We start from the raw sequence: 19,013 nt of genomic DNA on the forward strand, positions 1-19,013 counted from the left end.
GCGCCCGGGACCGTACCGGTCCGTCTCCCGGCGGACCGGTACCGCACCACCCCCGCGCCCGGCCCGCGGGCCGGCCCCGCACCACTCCCGGACCGGTGCTCCGGAAAGACTCCCGGGCCGGACCGGACCCCTTCGCACGTCCACTCTCTCCGCCGAGACCCCTAGGACTTCCATGCGATCCCTCCGCACAAGAGCGGGCCTGGCCACGGCAGTCGCCGCCGCCACCGCCGCGACCCTCCTCGTGCCGGGCAGCTCCGGCGCCACCGCCACCGCCGCCACCGACCCGGACATCCCCGAGGTCTGCGCCGACCGTCGCCCCGGACCGGCCGACCCCGGCGCGTACGGCATGCAGCTGGACGGCACGTTCCGCCACCCCGCGCTCACGCCGGTCGACGAGGAGCACGAGCACTCCTTCCCGGGCCGCAACAAGGAGTACGACACCCGCTCGTACATCAAGAACATGAAGGTCGAAGCCGCGTACGGGGGAGCGGACTTCACTCCCGACCCCTTCCACACCTGGCAGAACATCGTCGACTTCGGCCCTCGCCGCTACATGTTCCAGTACGACCGCTCCGAGGGCCGCGTCTACGACATCACCGACGTGAAGAAGGTGAAGGTCGTCGAGAGGATGAGCCGCCAGGACGTGGACGGCGACGAGAGGAAGGCCAACGGCACCTGGGCGGCCAACGACTACTGGGGTGCCTCCACCATCCAGTGGAACAAGAAGCTCGACGCGTACGTCATGGTCCAGAGCTTCGAGGACAAGCGGCAGATCTCGGAGCTCACCGATGACCCGGCGAACGACAAGTACAGCAACCCGGAGGGGGTCAGGAAGCTGCGCGAGAAGCCCGGGCTCAAGGGCTTCAAGGTCTTCCGCCTGGACGGCCCCCGCAAGAGGGACTGGAAGCTCCTTTCGACCGTCTCCACCGACGCCACCCAGAAGGACCGCCTCAAGAGCGACCCGAACACGGCGCAGCAGGGCTCCGGTTCCCTCGACACGCCGTACTGGACCGGCGAACGGTACATGTTCATCGCGACGGCGCCCGACGACACCTACTCCCGCACCGAGTACCCCACCAACCTCCACTCGGCCGGCTACCAGTCGTGGGACATGGCCGACCCGGCCCACCCGAAACTCCTCGACACCTGGCACCTGCCGGGCCAGCGCACCGGTGAGGACGCGGCGTACAGCAAGAACCCGCGCTGCGGCAACCGCACCAGCTGGATGGGCGCGCGCATGCCGCTGTTCATCCCCAAGCCCGTGGAGAAGGGCGGGCGTTACGCCTTCGCCGCCATGGGCGGCTACGGCCTGACGGTCCTCGACATCTCGAACCCGGCCGACCTGAGGACGGTCAGCCACCTGGACCTGCCGCCGTCCGTCTCGGGCACCGAAGGCGACAACATCGACGTCTCGCAGTACGAGCGGACAGGGATCATCTACTACTCCGGCTACCCGCTCACCGAGGACTGTTACGAGCCGTACAAGGACGTCTACCAGATCGACGCCAAGGACCCGAAGAACCCCCGCGTCGTCGGCGCCCTGCCCCGCCCCACCCCGCCTCCGTCCGCCGGAATCACGGACTTCTGCCAGCGCCGCGGCAGCTTCGGCCCCAAGCGCACCGGCTCCTACACCAACCCGGGCCGGCACACCCCGGGCGTGCTCGGCTACGGCTTCTACAACGCGGGTGTGCAGTTCTTCGACGTCTCCGACCCCGCCGTGCCGAAGATCGACGCCTACTTCGTCCCGAAGGCGTACGGCACCGAGACCCCCGACTACGCGTACGGCAACCAGACCCACGGCGTGTACGTGGAGTGGGACCGCAACATCGCCTGGGTGCTGACCAACCACGGCATCTACGCGCTGTCCTCACCGAAGGTACTGGGCAGGCCCGACCTCAACCGGCCCGAAAAGCCCTTCCGCAACAGCGAGTTCTGAGCCGGAGACCTCTGAGCCCGAGACCTCCGAGCCGGAGACTTCCGAGCCGGAGACTTCCGAGCCGAGAGCTCCGAGCCGGCCCAGGGGGGCGGCGGAACGAGCCGCCGCCCCTCCGTCGCCCCCTCCTCCGCCACTCCCACACCCACACGTACAAGAAGGACACCTGCCATGGCCGCTCCGGAAAGACCCGCCCAGGCTCCCGTCTCCCCTCCCGCCACGACCGGTGAACCGGCGAAGGGCCCAGGTCTCGTCCGCTCACTCACCCACCGTCAGACCACCATGATCGGTCTGGGCTCCGCGCTCGGCACCGGCCTGTTCCTCGGCTCCGGGTCGGCGATATCCGCTGCGGGCCCCGCAGTGATCATCTCGTACGCGATCGGAGCCGTACTGGTCGCGATCATCGCCGTCCTGCTCGGCGAGATGTCCGCCGCGCATCCGGTGCAGGGCTCGTTCGGCGCCATCGCGCACAAGTACCTCGGCCCGTGGGCCGGTTTCGTCACCCGCTGGATGTACTGGTTCAGCGCCGTCGTGGTCATCGGTACGGAGGTCGTCGCCTCCGCCCTCTACATCCGCTGGTGGTGGCCCGGCGTGCCGATGTCGGCGGCCATCCTCGCGATCGCGGTGGTGGTGCTCGCGGTGAACATCATCAACGTGAAGTCCTTCGGCACCACGGAGTTCTGGCTCTCCACGATCAAGGTGACCGCGCTGTGCGCGTTCATCCTGTGCGCGGCGCTCCTCGTCTTCTTCGGCCTCCCGGACACCGAGGCCACCGGCTTCGCGCATCTCAGTGACGACGGCGGATTCGTGCCGCACGGTGCGAAGTCCGTCTGGATCGCCATGTCCGTCGTGATGTTCGCGTACGCCGGATTCGAGGTCGTCGCCATCGCTTCGGCCGAGGCCACCGACCCGCAGCGCAGCATCCGCACCGCGATGCGGCAGCTCGCCTGGCGGCTCAGCCTCTTCTACGTCCTGGCGATCACCCTGGTCGTGGCGCTGATCCCGTGGCGGCGGCTGGCCGCAGGTGACGGCAGCGTCGAGGAGAGCCCGTTCGTGCGGGTCTTCTCCGACGTCGGCGTGCCCGCCGCGGCAACCCTCACCAACCTCGTCGTGCTCATCGCGGCCGTCTCCGCCGCCAATGCCCACCTGTACGGCGCCTCCCGCCTCCTGCACTCCCTCGGCGACGACGGCCTGGCCCCGGCCCCGCTGGCCCGCCTCACCTCCCGCGGCGTCCCGGCCACCGCCCTGGCCGCCTCCACTCTCGGTATCGCGGCCGCAGCGCTGCTCGCCTTCTACGATGTCGGCGGCATCTTCAGCATCCTGATGTCGATCGCCCTCTTCGCGGTGTTGCTCGTCTGGCTGCTGATCCTCGCCTCGTACGTCGCCTTCCGCCGCCACCGCGACGCGCACCCTGCGGAATTCACGGGCTTCAGCATCCCGGGAGGCAGCAAGCTCGCGTTCGTGGCCGGGCTCGGGGTGCTGGCCGTCGCCGCCACCGCCGTCGAGGTCCCGGACATGCGGCAGGCGGCGGGCATCGGCCTCGCCTTCACCGTCGTCCTGCTCGCCTGCTACGCGCTGACCGCCTTCCGCCGGGCACGACGGCCCTGAGGAGCCACCGGGCGGAGGTCCGACCTCGCGCTTCGCCGAGGGGGGCGCGCGAGGCGGCCGACCGGCCGGTGACAGGCCCGGCGGTGGCAGTGGCAAGCCCGGGACCGGGATTGCTGACGTCGTCGCCACGTGGACCAGCGGAGTCTGTGCATGACTGTGTGGGCGGTCCGAGTGACGAGTGTGGTGAACAGGTGCTGGATTTCGTCGCAGGTCAGCGGGATCAGGCCGTCCGGGGCCTGCTGCTGAGCGCGTTCGTCAGCGGTGGTCGCGGAGAGGGAGGCGTGGCGGGCATCGCGAGGGTGACCCAGCGGTGCCGGAACGTACAGCGTCCGACCTGGTGGGAAGGCGTCCTCGACCGTCCACCTGTGCCCGGGCACCTCCACGAGGGTGGACGTGAGTACTTCTGACTACGCGTCATGTCACCGATCGGCCCACCACGCCGACAGCACGAGACCCCGGGCGAGGGTGCCCGGGGTCTCTCTGCGCGGTGCCGTTCCGTCGATTCAGCGACTGTTCGCGTCGGCTTTCGGTGTTACTGATGAACACGCCGAGCTTCACCACATGCTCCTGGCCGTCCACGGCGGCCGGCTCTTCATGCTTCTTCGGGAACGGCTCCTCGGGTGTCACTCCCAGTCCGCCGAGCCGTTCCTGCTGTACGTCGCTCAGCTGCGCCCAGGTATGCGGCTTCCGCTGCTGCGCGAGCCATTTTCATCGAGGATCGGGATTTTCGAGTTGTTCCGCCGCCCGCAGCGCCAACGAGGCCGCGAGCGTCACCCCGGGGTGCGCGGCCAGTGCGACGACTCCCGGAGCACTCGCCAGCGGTGCGCAGAGCATGCCGTTGCCGGCCGGTATCGGGCGGACCCCTACGGTCACGTCCCTCAGGGACGGTTCCTGCGGCAGTCCGAACGCCTCCCTCACGGCACTCAGCGACTCATGCACCCGCGCCCGCGTAGCCGTCTCCGTCTCGCCCGGGACGACGTCCTCGGCTCCGACGAAGCCGTGCCGGGCCGACGGCCGGATCTCGAAAGCCGGCGTGGACACCACGCGGTCCAGGCGAAGCTCCGGCGCGGAGAAGGTGAAGCGCGCGGCCGGGACACCGGGCACTTCGATGTGTTCGCCGAGCTGCTCCGCGAGGGCGGGCAGGCCCGTCCCGCAGGCGAGGACGATCCGATCGACGGTGAGTGCCACTCCGGTGCCCTGCAGCTCGTAGCCGCCTGCCCGCCGTGCACGGATGCGATCCACCCGAGCGGCGACGACGGTGGCCCCGCCGGCCCGCGCGCGGGCGAGGAACGCGCGGCGCAGGTCGTCCGGCTCGACCATGCCCTCGTCGCTCGCGTGCGCGACGACCGGCGGCGGCACCCGCAGGCCGGGAAGGATCTGCCGCAGAGCCCCCGCCTCGACGGTCGCGACGTCGGGACCCGACTGCTCGGCGAACCGAGCCGTCGCGGTTGCGGTCGATGCCCAGCTCACGGCGCCGTTCCAGGTGATGATGCCGCGCAACGGTGGCGTCGCCGTGACGCTGCGCAGCACGCCGAGCGACCGGGCGAACTCGTCCCGGTCGCGCGCGCCCGACGGCGGCTCCGCCGCCGACCCGTGCGAGTTGAGCCAGCCGAACGCCACATCCGTCACCGGCGGCAGTGACTTTTCCGCCGTGCAGACCACGACGGACAGGCCGCGGCGCACGAGCTCGTCCGCCACCGCCGCTCCCAGTACGCCCGAGCCGACCACCGCGACGCGCAGCATGTTCTTCCGGACCATTCGTCCACCTTCTCTTTCCTCGGCGATCGCCGCCGACACACGATCGCCACGGGCGGCGGCGCGGTCACCGGCGTGAGGGTGACCCCTGGCGTCCCATGGCCCGCAGGTCCATGTCCGGGACAGTCTCTCAGCAACACTCAGGTGTGCGGATTTCGTTCGTCGCTGATCCGGTCTCATCGACTGAAAGCCGCGGAGGCCGCCTCCGCGTCGTCACCGTGCTTTCCGTGATGACGACCCCGGCTCCGTTCTGCCGCATCCTGTTCAGCCGCCCGCCCCACCGCATCCTCGGCATCGCGAGCGTGCGCTCGCGTGGGTAGCGGGCGAGCGCCGCAACCCCTCGCCGGAACGGTGCCGGCTCGGCGGGTGTCACACCGAGCCCGCCGAGCCGTTCCTGCTGTACGTCGCTCAGCTGCGCCCAGGCGTGAGGCTTCCGCTGCTTCGCGAGCCACTTTCTCAGCTCATCGCCCCAGAAGAGGACGCCGAGCCACGAACACTCCCAGTCTTCATCGATCACGGCCAGCGGCGCGGCGAGTTTCCAGCCCTTCCGCCAAGTGGGCCGGCAGGGAAGGCGCGTCGTCAGCCGACGACCAGAAAGGAGGCGGAGGTCCATCGGCAGCCCGAGGACGGGGGAGCGGTACGAAGCTGCAGGACGTATCGGTCCTGCATGGCTGAGCACTTCATTCGCGCTCATCCATTCGACAGTTCGGGCCGGTCGTGGCGACGGCCAGTCCAGGCGACGGCGTCCGTCCACGCTGTCCGCTGCACCTCCGAGAGGGGGCTAACCCCCGTAACGTTTCGGAAGCAGGCTCCCTTTCGTGGCCATGGAATGGAGGCGACGATTCTCTCAAGTTGCAGAGCACAAGTTGAGGGGCAATACAACATGGATGGGCGCCGGAAGTGCATCAGCCGACGGGGACTGCTGGCCACCGCGATGGTGGCCATGGGAGCGGCCCTCGTTCCTGTGGCGGTCCAAGCAGCACCGGCCGACATGGCTGAGGAGAAGCAGAACGCGGTCCGCGCGCTGGAGCGGGCGGCCCATCCGCTGCGCTCGACGGAGCCCGGGGGAGATACGGCCGACCTGCGAGCCCTGGCCACGATGATCGGCGACGCCAAAGTGGTCGGCCTCGGCGAGGCCACTCACGGCTCCCATGAGTTCTTCACCATGAAGGAGCGGGTCTTCCGCCACCTCGTGGAGAAGAAGGGTTTCACCACTTTCTCCCTGGAGATGAGCTGGTCCGCCGGGCTCCAGATCGACGACTATCTCCAGACCGGCAAGGGCGATGCCCGCAAGATAGCCAAGGAGACGCTGGGCAACTCCCCTTGGGAACGAGAGGAGTTCGTGAGCCTCCTTGAGTGGATGCGAGATCACAACCGCAGTCACCCCGGCCGCACCGTCCATTTCATGGGCAACGACCTCGGCGCTCCCACACTGAGCGACGAGTTCTTCGGCCGGGTGACCGGTTACGTGCAGCGCAACCACCCGGCGGCGCTGCCACGGCTCAACGAGCTCTACACCGGCCTGCGCCCGATCGACGACGTCTTCGCCTACCTGGGCAAGCCGCTCGCGGAACGACAGCGGCTCGCCGCCAAGGCACAGCAGGCCCTGGAACTGGTCAGCAGCCAAAGGAGCTCCGGCGAGGAGGCGTTCGTGTGGGCTGAGCAGAACGCCCGGTCTATCGCACAGACCGCCAAATTCCTCACGATGGACGTCAGTGACCCGGACTCGGTGGCTGCCTCGCAGCGCTTCCGCGACGAGGTGATGGCCCAGAACGTCACCTGGTGGCAGCGGCAAACCGGCGGCAAGGTGCTCCTGTCGGCACACAATGACCATGTCGGCTACAACGCCGGCGACCCCACGATGTATCCCAAGACACAGGGCTCATTCCTGCGCGACACAATGGGCAAGAACTACCTCCCCATCGGCTTCACCTTCAACCAGGGCTCCTTCTTGTCGAAGGACACCGCCCTCGGCGGCGACTGGAAGAAGTTCACCGTGGGGGCCGCCGGCCCCGGCAGGAACGAGCACACCCTCGACCAGGTCCGCCACCGGGACTTCTACCTCGACGTCCGCCATGCCCCGGCCCGCGCGCGTGCCTGGCTGAACATTGCCCGGCCCACGCTCAACCTCGGCACCCAGTTCCCCTCAGAACCGCGCGATATAGCGATCGCCAAGTCCTTCGACGTCCTCATCCACCTCCACGAAGTCCGGGAGGCCGACAAGCTGAAGCCGTGAATGCGATCTCTCGGTTTTGGGACAGTGGTGGTGAGAGACAGTTGATGGTGGTGTGTTGCCGCTGGTCAGCGGAAGTCTCTTGGTGCGGACCCACTGTCTTGGCCGTGAGGGATTGGGGTGGGGATCGTTGTCCTGGAGGTTTATCGCGTGACAGATGATGCTGTCTCAGGTCCGTGAGTTCGTAGCCAGGCGGGATGGCGTCCACGCAGTACGAGGCCCCGGGCGCTACGTCCGGGGCCTCGTGGTGCACTGTGACGTGTCCGGCTGGTTCAACGAGCGGTTCTGTTCCAGCGCCCTATGCCTTCGATTCCGAGCTCGGTGAGGGCGTCGCGTTGTTCCTGTGCTCTTCGGACGCTTGGGAACAGGTAACCCGCCCGTAGGCTCTGGGCCCGTTTCCCGGTGGTGGGATGTCTCGTTGGACCGTCCGGGTGAATGTCTGGGAGACCGACGACAAGGGGCGGGTGTGCGACAGGAGTGGTCGCCGGAAGAACTGTTGGCGAGCTGGACACTGGCGGCAGCCAGGCACGAGTGCGGTGCCACGGCATGCTTGTAGCAATCGTCGGAGTGGTTGGCGGCGTCCTCGCGGCGGTGATCGGTTCCTGGGCCGCACTGCGAGCACGCCACCCGCCCGAGGCACGGCTGGAGCTGGTGGACGTATCCATCGTCTCCAACCAACGAACCGGTTCGAGGTACGCAGACTGGCGTGATGGGGACTGCGAAGAACACATCTACGCCGTCGTGCTGGACGTGAAAGTGCGTAACAACGGGGGCCGAGTTGTAGTGCTCAAGCGGTTTCACGTAGTTGTTGAACAGGCGCATGCTTCAGGGAGTGGTCCGAGGCTGAGGCTTGAATCCGCGCTTGAGGCAAGCGGGACTTACGCCATCATGCTTCCGGAGCCGAGGCGCTGCCCCGCCCGTGAGGAGCCTTCCACGGCTCCCCGCATCGGGAAGGACATTTCACACGTGGTTCCACCGGGCGACGCAGATCGGATCAAGATCCGGTTGATGATGTCGATCCCGAAGAGACAGCGGTATCGCTACCAAGTTCGCCTGGTACTGGACTACAACGTCAACGGTTGTGTCGCCTCAGACCCCTTGGCCTTCGCGTGCCCGGCTGTGTGACGGGCACGCTCCGACCGGAATCTCGCTGCCGCTACCGGCGGTCGCCACCCACCCTGTGAAGAGCGACCACGGTAACCGCATGCAACACCGGCTTGTCCGTGGGCTCTTCGAGGTTCACGCGCTCGGGCGTACGCTCCGTTCGGCTGTGCGGATCAGGGGGCGTTCCGGTGCCAGGCGGCTGATGACGCGGGACACCAGGGCGTTGCCGGTGCCGTCGACGACGGTTGCCTTGCGGCCGCCGAGCGCGCCGAGTGCTGTGTTGACGACCTGTTGCGGTGTGCGCCGGGAGCCGACGGACGCGTTGTCGCCGGCCACGTCGAAGAACGGGGTGTCGGTGGCGCCCGGGCAGATTCCGAGGACGGTCACGCCGGTGCCGCGGGTCTCGCCCCAGAGGGAACGCGTGAAGGACAGGACGAATGCCTTCGTCGCGGAGTACACGGCCATGTGCGGCACTGCCTGGAATCCGGCCGTGCTGGCGACGTTGATGACGGTGCCGCGTCCGCGTTCGACCATGCCGGGCAGGAGACGGGTGGTGTTGCCTACGAGCGTGCCGACGTTGAGCTGCACCTGGGACGCCATGTGGCCGGGGTCGGCCTCGGCGAGGTCGCCGTGTGATGCGAAGCCGGCGTTGTTGATGAGGATGTCCACGACGGCGCCCCGCTCGTCGAGTGTGCGCGCGAGGGTCTCGGAGGCGTCGGGCCGGGCGAGGTCGAGGGTGAGGGATGTGACGGTCACGCCGTGCCTGGACCGCAGGGTCGAGGCGAGATCCTCCAGCTTCTCTGTCGAGCGGGCGACGAGGACCAGGTCCACACCGCGTGCGGCCAGCTGCCGGGCGAACTCGGCGCCGATCCCCGACGAAGCGCCGGTGACGACGGCAAGCTGGGAAGTGAGAGTGTCCGAATAGTTCATTTCTGTCTCCATACCGACTCGAAGGTTTTTTTCTTGGCGATGAAAAGGCCGCGATGATCGACGTTCGTTGAATCGGGCCTGCCTCGCGCTCAGTGCGCCCTGATGGCGGACTCGACGACTTCGGCGAGAACGCCCGCCGCACGGCGAAGCTCTTCCGGATCGGCGCGCCCCGTGGCCTCAAGCACGCCCTTCAGCCCGTCGAACGCGCCCACGAACACGGTCGCCAGTGCGTGGGCGTCGGCCGAGAGATGCAGGTCGCCCGTGCGGGCACCGGCGAGGAGGAGGTCTTCGACCATGCCGACCCACTCCGCGAGAACGGACGCCCGGGCGGGGTCCTGCGGCGACTCGGTGCTGAGCTCACGGTCGAGCCGTACGACGGACCAGCCCGCAGGTTCGGCGATGACGAGGTCCACGAGGACGGGGATGAGTCCGCGCATCTGTGCGGCCGGCCCTCCAAGCCCCTTGAGCTGCGTGCGCACATGCGCAAGCATCCCCTGCTTCTGATCGTCGACAACCGCACGGGCCAGGTCGGCCTTGCTCTTGAAGTGAAAGTACACGGCCCCCTTGGTAAGGCCGGTCTCCAGCACCACATCGTCCATCCGGGCCAGCGAGTACCCCTTGGCATCGAAGACCCGGGCGGCGGCGCGCAGAATGTCCCGGCGCGTCGCCGCGCCCTTCGGTGTCAGTTGATCCACTGGCCTACCCATGCACAGATAATAAATACCATCGAGTCGGTTTTGCAAGTTAATCAGGAACCGGACCGCCCGAAGGGGCCGTAGACCGCCGCAGGCAACGGCCGAATCGCACGGCGACACGGCATGGACGCCACATCCGGCTCCCTCGTCTGTCGACGGCGCGCCCGAGCGATGTCAGCAGGGCACGCTCGCACGATCCGAACCCGTCGCCCAGTGGCTCCCGCCGGCAGCCTCCGCGCAGTGCACCTACGGCGCCGACTGGACCGCCACCGAGCTCCGCTGGGCAATCACCGCCGACGACAAGGAACGCACCGCCCCTCAACGCCCCGGCCGCCGACTGCGCAGACACAATCGTGAAGTACGAAGTCGCACCGTAGACCCCTGCGCAGCACCGTGTGGTGAGTGACCCCCAAGAACTCACCACGCGCTCACCACGGTGCTCGTCCACGAGTCCGGGCGACGGTGAGGGTGCCAGGGCGGCCCGACCCGGCCTGCGGCGAGCCTTCTGCGTAACGTGCCTGGCCGCTCGGTCCAGGAACTACCGTCGGGCGTATGGCAATACAGCTGAGGCGGTTCACCTCTTGTGCCGTGATCCGGAAGCGCAGGCCCGGTTCTGGCGCGCGGTGCTCCCTAAGCCGGTCATCGAGGGCAGCCACGGGCTTCATCTCCAGGATTCCGGCTGGCACCGCGTGGTTCTGGGGGTGACACCGAGGCGATGCTCTTCACCGCGCCGGGTTCCCACCCGGACGAGGCCCGGCCGCTGCCGGCGACGCCGTACCCCTGTAGGCACAGCCGCCCGGGAAGGACCCGGAGCAGCTGCCCACGCTGACCCGGCGCACCGGGGCGGAGGGCGCGGTTGCACATCCGGGTCGGCGGCCGGTGGCATCGCGCCGAGGCGACTTGGACCGTGCACTACGGCGGCGGGGACGCGGTCGTGGTCCGTGTCGAGATGTATGAGGACGGCTGGCCCATGCTCTACCCGCGCACCTAATGGTGGGACAGCCACGCCTCCAGGCTTGGATCCCACGGCCTGACCATCGGAGCTAGGGCAGGCCCACCAGCCCCAAGCCGTGGCGGGCGGCCTCTGTGGTCACGTTGCCCCATTCATGCAGTAGCGCGTTGAAGTCCTTGTACGTGTCCGGGCGGCCTGCCCAGCCTTCGCACTCGGCGGCGAACGGGACCTGCCCGCTCAGCCGCTCGCCATCCAGTTCCGCGACCCGGAGGAATTCTTCACCCCCACCGCCTGTCGGCAGGCACGCGGTGAAGGCCGGGCCACCGCCGCGGACTGCGGCCGTGTAGGCCCCTTCCGCAAACCCTAACGCGACGAGGAAGGCAAGATCCTCGGCAACCGACTCATCCACCTCTGGCGCGACACCCCTGGGGCACGGCGCTGCGCGGCAACTTCTACTTCGACTTGGACATCGTCGGCAAGCTGACCCCACAGCAGATATCCGAGACCTTCACCGACGAGTTCACCCAAGACCCGCTCCGGCACCGCTCCAACGAATTCACCTTCCTGCCCCGGTTCCTGCCCGCACACCCGCATGACGCGCGAACCAGCTGAGTTGCCTGTGGGGACGGATCACGCGCCGACTGGCATGGCCTTGACCACTCCGTTAAGGGCCCCTGGGCCACTGCACCGGCGTGGACGACCACTTCGACCCGCCGCCACTCCCCGGGCACTGACAGGAGGGGGGCTGGCGCCCCACCACTGAACCAGAAGAAAAAGGGGTGGCATGGCCGATCAGTTGGTGCGGTACGGGATTCTGCGCCGGGTGCGGACCGGCGTGCACTGGCGGAACCTGCCTGAACGGTTCGGCGGTGGAAAACGGTCTATGAACGGCACCGGTTGTGGTCGGCGGACGGCACCTGGGAACGTCTGCTCCAGCAGGTTCAGGCCGAGGCCAACACGGCGGGTCAGATCGACTGGGACATCTCGGTCGACTCCACCATCGTGCGGGCTCAGGATTCGGGTCAGCGTCGTGCCGGTCGGGTCAGTGGTCGGCGCGGCTCGGTATCCTGGGATCAGGCGGTCTCCCGCAGGGCCGGGGCTTCATGGCCACCCTGTTGAAGGTCCGCCTCGGGCGCGGTGGGCCGTACCGGCGCCGGCCGTCCGCCGGGCCAAATTCACCGTGGTGGCCTTCGCCTCCGGCCCGTACCGCGAGATCGCGCGGAGCCGGGCACCGGGGTTGCGTATGGGTTGCTTATCCAGTCGCCCAATAAGTTACTGATCAGGTTGCTTGTCCAGTTGCGCATCAGGTTGCTTGCCCCCGATCCACGGTGCGGGTGTCCGCACTGGTCAGGTGCCGTGGTCAGTGGCGGACCGGCGCCGACACCTTCTCCGCCACAGGAGGAGGAGGTTCTGTTTACCGTCCCAGCCGAGCCGAACGGGCCAGTCGGCGGCGGAAGTAGGCCAGCAGCGACGGATCGAACGCCATGTCGTGCAGGCCCAGTCCGCGCGGGCTTCCGCCGCAGGTCGCACCGCAGTTCCTGGACCGTCTCGAAGTCCGACAGCCCGTGCCGGGCCTGCAGCGTGATTACGGCTGCCAGGATCTGCGGCGGGATGCTGGGCCGCCCGTTCGCCGACGGATTCATGTCCGCGAACATCTCAGCCGGAAACAGCCGACCCCGATGCTTGGCCAAGAACGCGAACACACTCCCAGCCGGATTCAGATCCCGACACGTCTCCCACACGTCCGGCCCGACGCTCTCGCCGATTTACTCGCCCATTGCCACACGACGGTTCTGGCCCTGCTGCTCGCGCGGCAGGGCCAGAACCCAAGATCTTCATGAGTCTTCTAGCGGGCGGTGAAGTCTGCGGACCGAGGGAACTTCAGTTTCATACACCCACGGCGCTCGGCGACGTCCTTCACATAGGCGCGGAAGACCGGCTCCATAAGGTGGGCCGCGACCTTGCCATAGCCGTATCCCAAGGTGAGGGTGTGCACGGCGGGCTTGCCGTCGCAGACCGAAGTGGCCCACCAGGCGGTGCCCTCTTCCACGCGGCCGGCGGTGCCCGGCGCGGCCCGGGTGCTGTCGCCGCCACCGATCGGCAGGCCGACACCATCCGGAAATTCGCCGAAGAAGGACTGGGTGGAGGCCCACCACTCGGCACGTTTGTCCGGATAGTTTTCGCGGAGCGCCGCGCGGTGATCCGGCTTCTTGTCAAGGGATCGGTACAGTTCCAGGGCCTTCTCGGATCTGACGGCCAACCCGCACTTCTCCTGCCACGCCAGTGGGTCGGCACGGGTCTCCAGCACCTCGTCGGGCAGCCAGGCCGCGTCCTCTCGATAGGCCCGGCCGTACCAGGAGCAACTGCCCCGAGCCGCAGCCGCCTCCTTCAGCTTGCCGTTGGTTCCCGGCAGTCGACCAGGCGGGTCGGGCAGACGCTCGGCGCAGCCCAGCTTGGCGGCGAGGGCGTTGGCGACGTCCACAGCGATGGAGGCGAGGTTGTCGCGGGTGCGCTGATCCATCTGACGGCCGCTGAACAACGGAACGTAGCCGTCGACGTACTGAACGGCGGACGCCACCAGGGTGCCCACCGGCTCGCCGTTCCCGGCCCTGACGTCAGGGCAGGAGAGCCGGACCTGGACACCGCTGTCACTGATCAGGCCCGCGATGCCCCCGCCCACCGGGCTGTCGGGGTAGTTGTAGCGCCGCTGATCGTCGATCAGAGTATCGAGGCTATCGTCGACGTCGGCCTGTGCGCTTCGTGAGGCAGTGCTCACCCCGGCGGAGAAAAACGCACGGTGGCTCTGGCCGCGCACCTCACCGGCCTCAGTGCTGGCCAGCATGCAGGTACCACTGATCTTGTCCACATTGATGGATTCACCATTGCTGCTGATCCGCCCGCCGGACAAGGGGAGTTCACCCAGCTTCTCCGGGGGGACGAGGCTGGCGCACGCCTCGTCGACGACCCGCTCGTCCTGCCAGTCGGTCCATAGGGTCCAGCCGCCGAGGCCGGCAGCGACCATGGCACCGACGCACACCAGCAGGATGATCGGCCTGCGCCACCACGGTCGCTTCATGCTGAAGGAAACTACCAACCTTCGGCGTCGAGGATGAGCACTTCACTTTGGCCGGTACCGCACCGCCGATGACTTCGAGCCGGCCGAGATGTTGATCGAGGTCGTGAAACGAATCTTCAGAACGGACTTCGGAGACAGGCACTTTGTGTTCCTGGGCGAGCAGGTCCAGGTTCCACGACCCGAGGGTCCTCCCGCCGTCGGCGGATCACCGCCTCCCGCAGGAGGCCGGACAGATCGTCGTAGTCGTGGGTGTCGAGGACGAGGGCGAGGAAGGCCATGGGTGCTCCTGATGCCTGGCGTGGGCGGACCGCTGTCGTACCGCCCGGAGACAGGTAGGTGCGACGGCACGCGTGCGTCGTTGCGATCCTCAGGTGCCGGCCCCCGGCACCTGCCACGCCCCCCGCCGGCAGTCCTGCCGCCGTGGAGGGACAGCCCGAGCACAGGCCAGGACGCCCGGGCTGGGGCGGTGCTCGCCGTGGTGCGGATACCAAAGCGCGGTCGTCTTCGCTGAGGTCGCGGCCGTGGGTGTCCCACGCGCTGCGGGAAATGCGGAAGTTGATCCTGGACGTGTGGCCTTTGAGGGCAGCCGGTGCCTGCGCGGAACGTGCGGACGCGGCCTTGCTACGCAGTCCTGACCGGCCGGAGCAATGCGCCTGCTGGGGGAGGTACGCGCACATCTGACGGCCGGCCCCGGCCCACCGCAGCCCAAGAGCGTTGCCAGTTGCGTGTAACGGAGTTGACGATGCCCGGCCCGCCCCGCCGCCCGCCCATTGTCCGTCCCGGCCGCCGCCGGCTACGTGGTGCTGCCGGTCAATGGCCTCCCTGCCGCGGCTGTTCGCCGGGGGGCAGGGTCGCGGTCTTCGAGGGTGTTCAGCACGGCCGGGTGCCGCTGTCCCCCGGGGTCCGGGCGCCGTCAGGCGGGTGGTTCTGCGGTCGGAGCGGGCGCCGGGAGGGGACAACGGGTCGGACGGCACCTCCTGGCAACGGCGGCCCGCAGGGGCGGGCCGCCGTGCCGGGATGGGGAGGGGGCAGGCGTCAGCCGGTTCTGTTGACGACGAACTGCGAACCGGGCTCGATACGGACGTCGCCATCGGCCGAGCCGGTGATGGTCACGCCGGCCAGTGTCGCGCTGCCGCGGGCGCCGCTCATCGCGAGGATTCCGGAGCCGTTGACCGACTTGTCGATGCGGACGTCGGTGATCTTCACGTCCGGCATCTCGCCGCCACCCGTCTTGAACTGGATTCCGTCGTACGTCGAGTCGAGGATCTCGGTGTCCCGGATGGTGACGCCCGGGATGCCCTGGCCCTGGGCGAAGAGTGTGATGGCCCCGAACTCCTGGTCCTCGTTCCAGAACGCGCCCCCGGTGCGGTGCAGGGCGTTGTTGGCGATCAGGGTCTGCCCGGAGAAGGGAAGCGGGTCATGGTCGGTCGCCAGCATGATGCCGGGGTAGTTCATGGTGTCGGAGATGATGTTGTTCTCGATGGTATTGCCGTATCCGCCGTAGACCGCGATGCCGTTGGCGCGCCACGGCAGTTGGATCGTGTTGTTGCGGAAGTGGTTGTCGTGACCGACGTCGACCGAGGTGTCCTTGACGTACTTGCTGGCCCAGACGGCCAGGGCGTCGTCCCCGGTGTTGCGGAAGGACGAGTTGAAGACGGTCGAGTTACGGGTGCCGTTGGCGAAGTTGATGCCGTCGGCGTAGGTGTTGCGGATCCGCATGCCGTTGAATTCGAGGCCGTTTCCGGGTCCCCACAGGTCGGGGATGTTGGAGTAGTCGCGGCCGGCCCAGACGCCGACGTTGGCATGCTCGATCCACACGTTGCTGATCTTGGTGTCCTCGCCGAAGCGCCCGTTGAGGCCGACGCCGCCCTCGGCGTTGCCGTCGCCGCCGCGGATCGTGCCCGAACCGAAGATGGCGAGGTCGGAGATCTGTGTGTTGTCGTCGATGTCGAAGCCGAAGTTCCCCTCGTGCGGGTGGTTGATCCCGCCGGCTTCCTGCGGCGGGGTGAGGGTGTACAGCTGGGAGTGCCACATGCCCGCGCCGCGGATGGTGACGTCCCGGATACCCACCTGATTGAACTGGCCCCGGTCGAGCGGGTCATCGGTGAGGATCTTCTGCTCCTGGCGCCACTGACCGGCGGGAATCCACACACAGGGGATCTGCCCGTTCTGGTCGGCGGTCACCGCGCGCTGGAGCGCGTCGGTGTCGTCGATGCCGTCGTTGGGGACGGCACCGTACTCGGTGATGGAGACGCAGTTCGCGGGCTTGGTGGCCGGGGGCGCCACCTGCTCCAGGTCGATCAGGTCGACGATGTAGAAGGAGGCCCGGTCGTCGGCATCGCGCTGGAGCCGGAACCTCGTGCCGGCCGGGTACGACTGGGCGAGGAGTGCGTGGGACTCGTCGAACAGGCGCCGGGCGTCACCGCCGGGCCGGTTGGTAAGTCCTTCGGGGTCGTCGGTGCTGCCGTACAGCCAGCTGTGTTTGGACGACAGAGCCAGCTTCCGGACAAAGACGTCGTTCGCGTAGAGGCTGATGGTGGCCTCGGCGCCCCCGCCGGCGGGGGCATCGGGGACGGAGTTGCGCACGACGACGGAGTTGGACGGGTTGGTGGAGGTGAACTCCACGTACTCCCCGGTGGAGTTGAGGCGGACCGACTTGCGGCCCGAGGACTCGGTGGCGAAGTTGGTGTGGCCGAAGGTCCGCTTCTGGTCGGCGGTGAGAAGGGTGCCCTGGTAGCGGGCGTCCTCCGCCTCGTACTCGGTGTACGGCACGGCCGCGCCCCGGCCCACGACGAGGGAGCGGGCGAAGACGTTGTTGCTCTCATCGGTCTCGGTGAGCGTGCCGGTGGCGTCGGCGGTCGCGGTGAGTGTCGCCCCACCGGTGGTGGCCGTCCAGCTGCCGGAGATCGGCACGTTGACCGTCTGGCCCGCGGCGACGGTGCCCGTGGTGCCGTTGAGGGTGCTGCTTCCGGCGGTCAGCCGGGTGACCGTACCGGCCGGGGCGCCGGTGGTCCCCCGGTTGTGGACCGCGACGGTGAAGGTGACCGCGGACCCGGCGGCGGGGCTCGCCGGGTTGGTGGTGATGCCCGTGACCCGGAGGTCGGGGCCGGGACTCTGACCGACGACCAGTTTCGCGGAGGCCGTACGGCTGTTGTTGCCGTTGTCCAGCTCGGGGACGGTGTCGGTCGGGTCGACAACCGCCGACACGGTGTACTCGCCCATGGGCCGCTTGCCGACCTGGACCGGGACGGTCGCCGAGGCACCGGCGGCGAGCGCGGCGACCGGGCCGGAGCCGGCCACGGCGCCCTCGACGCTGACCTCGACCGTGGTGGCGGCGGCAGCGGCGGTGCCAGTGTTGCGCACCGTGGCATTGACGGTCACACGGTCCGTCTCCGAGGGGGCGGACGGCTCCCAGGTCAGATCGGTGACGGTGAGGTCGGGGCCGGGGGCCGCCGTGCCCACGACCTGGAACTCGGCGACCTGGGCACCGGGGGCGCCGGTGTTGGAGGAGAAGGTCAGCCGCAGGTCGGCGAAGCGTCCGGTCACCGGGATGGTGACGGTGTTCTGCCCGGTGGCTGGGCTGAACGCGTAGTCGGCCCGTGCCTTGAGCGAGGTGAAGCCGGAAGCGGCCTGCTCGCGTCCGAGTACCTCGATCGCCTGCGTCCTCGCGCCCCACACCTGGTCGGGGTTGAGCTTGACGACGACGGCCGTGACGTCGGCGTTGGCGCCGAGCTTCACCGTCAGGCCGGACGGGAATCCGGCGGACTCCCAATAGGTGGCGGTGCTGTCGTCGTTGGCGTTGGCCGCGACGTAGTTCTGCGTCGTCGAGGTCGCCTCGATGGGCTTGTTGCGCGCCAGGTTGGTACCGGCGGGCGGCGGGTCGACCGGTCCGGCACCGTTCTCGCCGTAGACCTCGACCTCGGAGAGCTGGGCCGCGTTCCAGCCGGTGTTCGCCGTCACCCGGATCCGGAGGTACCGGGTTGTCACGGAGGCGAGGTCGATGCTGACGGTGTTCGCCTCGGACGGGTCGAACGCGCGGGACCGGGACCCGGCGAGCGTGGTGAAGTCGCTGCCGTCGCCGCTGCCGAGCACCCCGACGGTCTGGGAACGCGCCTCCCAGGTGGTGGGGAGCTTCAGGACGACGCGGTCGACCCGGGTTCCTGCACCGAGGTCGAACTGCACCCACTGCGGTAACGCCCCGGCCGGGCCCTCCCAGTAGGACTGCTGGCTTCCGTCGGTGACGTTGCCGGCGACGTACGCCCCATGGGCGCCGCCTGCTGTCACGGCTCTACCGAGAGCGATGTTCGGTGGCGGTGCGGCTGCCGCGTACGCGTGGACGGGAAGGAGTCCGACGGCGATCAGTCCGGCCATCAGCATGCCGACCGTCAGCCGCAGGCTCAGGATTTTGCCTCTCATATGGGCCTCTCCAAGCGCTGGGCCACGGCTCGGCGTTCTGTTGCCGGCCCGTATCGCAACAGGATGACGACGGGCACGGCGTCCGGTTGCAGGTGGGGACAACAACAGCGGCTCTCGCCAGGAAACCAGCAGGACTCTGACAAATGAATGACGACGTCCTACCGACATCTTGAGCTTTTTAGTTCATCTTTTGCGTCGTCGAGGTGTCAGGTTTCTATCAGGTCACCGCTTTGTCAACAGCCGTGACAGAACCCACGCGCTGGACGACGCGTCCCCGCAGGTCAGCTTCGAGAAGTCCGCGCACGGGAACG

At 68.4% G+C, this 19,013-nt stretch carries 14 protein-coding genes and 1 pseudogene; 7 read left to right on the forward strand and 8 right to left on the reverse strand.

Going from position 1 to position 19,013, the window contains the following annotated elements:
- The first annotated feature begins 172 nt into the window (after positions 1-172).
- Together OG413_RS39205 and OG413_RS39210 are read left to right on the forward strand one after the other, a co-directional pair.
- On the forward strand, positions 173-1,936 hold the full coding sequence (locus OG413_RS39205; RefSeq protein ID WP_266814096.1) for a hypothetical protein: 1,764 nt from the start codon (positions 173-175) through the stop codon (positions 1,934-1,936).
- A gap of 168 nt (positions 1,937-2,104) precedes the next feature.
- Complete coding sequence (locus OG413_RS39210) at positions 2,105-3,541, forward strand: amino acid permease (protein WP_266814098.1); 1,437 nt, start codon at positions 2,105-2,107, stop codon at positions 3,539-3,541.
- Between the two features lie 708 nt (positions 3,542-4,249).
- Here the strand turns inward: OG413_RS39210 and OG413_RS39215 are convergent.
- Positions 4,250-5,299 carry an FAD-binding oxidoreductase gene (locus tag OG413_RS39215; RefSeq protein WP_266814100.1) on the reverse strand — a complete coding sequence of 350 codons (1,050 nt, stop codon included), beginning with the start codon at positions 5,297-5,299 and terminating at the stop codon, positions 4,250-4,252.
- A 127-nt stretch (positions 5,300-5,426) separates the two neighbouring features.
- Complete coding sequence (locus OG413_RS39220) at positions 5,427-5,990, reverse strand: helicase associated domain-containing protein (protein WP_266814102.1); 564 nt, start codon at positions 5,988-5,990, stop codon at positions 5,427-5,429.
- A gap of 189 nt (positions 5,991-6,179) precedes the next feature.
- Between OG413_RS39220 and OG413_RS39225 the strand changes: the two genes are divergently transcribed.
- Complete coding sequence (locus OG413_RS39225) at positions 6,180-7,532, forward strand: erythromycin esterase family protein (RefSeq protein ID WP_266814103.1); 1,353 nt, start codon at positions 6,180-6,182, stop codon at positions 7,530-7,532.
- Between the two features lie 543 nt (positions 7,533-8,075).
- Positions 8,076-8,654, forward strand: coding sequence for a hypothetical protein (locus tag OG413_RS39230; protein ID WP_266814106.1), 579 nt, complete (start codon positions 8,076-8,078; stop codon positions 8,652-8,654).
- A 114-nt stretch (positions 8,655-8,768) separates the two neighbouring features.
- Here the strand turns inward: OG413_RS39230 and OG413_RS39235 are convergent, their stop codons facing one another.
- Together OG413_RS39235 and OG413_RS39240 are read right to left on the reverse strand one after the other, a co-directional pair.
- Positions 8,769-9,563 (reverse strand): SDR family oxidoreductase, encoded by a 795-nt coding sequence (locus OG413_RS39235; protein ID WP_266814108.1) that lies wholly within the window; start codon positions 9,561-9,563, stop codon positions 8,769-8,771.
- A gap of 89 nt (positions 9,564-9,652) precedes the next feature.
- Complete coding sequence (locus OG413_RS39240; RefSeq protein ID WP_266814110.1) at positions 9,653-10,270, reverse strand: TetR/AcrR family transcriptional regulator; 618 nt, start codon at positions 10,268-10,270, stop codon at positions 9,653-9,655.
- Positions 10,271-11,114: 844 nt separating this feature from the next.
- Between OG413_RS39240 and OG413_RS39250 the strand changes: the two genes are divergently transcribed.
- The gene (locus OG413_RS39250) at positions 11,115-11,249 is read left to right on the forward strand and encodes a hypothetical protein (RefSeq protein WP_266814112.1); all 135 of its coding nucleotides are present in this window, start codon (positions 11,115-11,117) and stop codon (positions 11,247-11,249) included.
- A gap of 52 nt (positions 11,250-11,301) precedes the next feature.
- On the opposite strand, the gene OG413_RS39255 is transcribed toward OG413_RS39250, so the two are convergent.
- The gene (locus OG413_RS39255; RefSeq protein WP_266814114.1) at positions 11,302-11,619 is read right to left on the reverse strand and encodes a hypothetical protein; all 318 of its coding nucleotides are present in this window, start codon (positions 11,617-11,619) and stop codon (positions 11,302-11,304) included.
- 53 nt (positions 11,620-11,672) lie between these two features.
- Here OG413_RS39255 and OG413_RS39260 point away from each other — a divergent pair, with 53 nt between their 5' ends.
- Both OG413_RS39260 and OG413_RS39265 read left to right on the forward strand, forming a co-directional pair.
- Positions 11,673-11,822, forward strand: coding sequence for a hypothetical protein (locus OG413_RS39260; RefSeq protein WP_266814116.1), 150 nt, complete (start codon positions 11,673-11,675; stop codon positions 11,820-11,822).
- Positions 11,823-12,018: 196 nt separating this feature from the next.
- Positions 12,019-12,221 (forward strand): annotated as a pseudogene (locus OG413_RS39265) (transposase); the annotation flags it as partial.
- A 164-nt stretch (positions 12,222-12,385) separates the two neighbouring features.
- Here OG413_RS39265 and OG413_RS47040 read toward each other — a convergent pair.
- The 3 genes from OG413_RS47040 to OG413_RS39275 all read right to left on the reverse strand — a co-directional run bounded on the left by OG413_RS47040 (position 12,386) and on the right by OG413_RS39275 (position 18,702).
- Positions 12,386-12,865 carry a transposase gene (locus OG413_RS47040; protein ID WP_323138020.1) on the reverse strand — a complete coding sequence of 160 codons (480 nt, stop codon included), beginning with the start codon at positions 12,863-12,865 and terminating at the stop codon, positions 12,386-12,388.
- A 191-nt stretch (positions 12,866-13,056) separates the two neighbouring features.
- Complete coding sequence (locus OG413_RS39270; protein WP_266814118.1) at positions 13,057-14,286, reverse strand: hypothetical protein; 1,230 nt, start codon at positions 14,284-14,286, stop codon at positions 13,057-13,059.
- Positions 14,287-15,321: 1,035 nt separating this feature from the next.
- Positions 15,322-18,702: a CARDB domain-containing protein gene (locus OG413_RS39275; RefSeq protein WP_266814119.1), complete on the reverse strand. Its 3,381-nt coding sequence runs from the start codon at positions 18,700-18,702 to the stop codon at positions 15,322-15,324.
- Positions 18,703-19,013: the final 311 nt, after the last annotated feature.

It is taken from the genome of Streptomyces sp. NBC_01433 (assembly GCF_026340105.1).
Classification (GTDB): Bacteria; Actinomycetota; Actinomycetes; order Streptomycetales; family Streptomycetaceae; genus Streptomyces.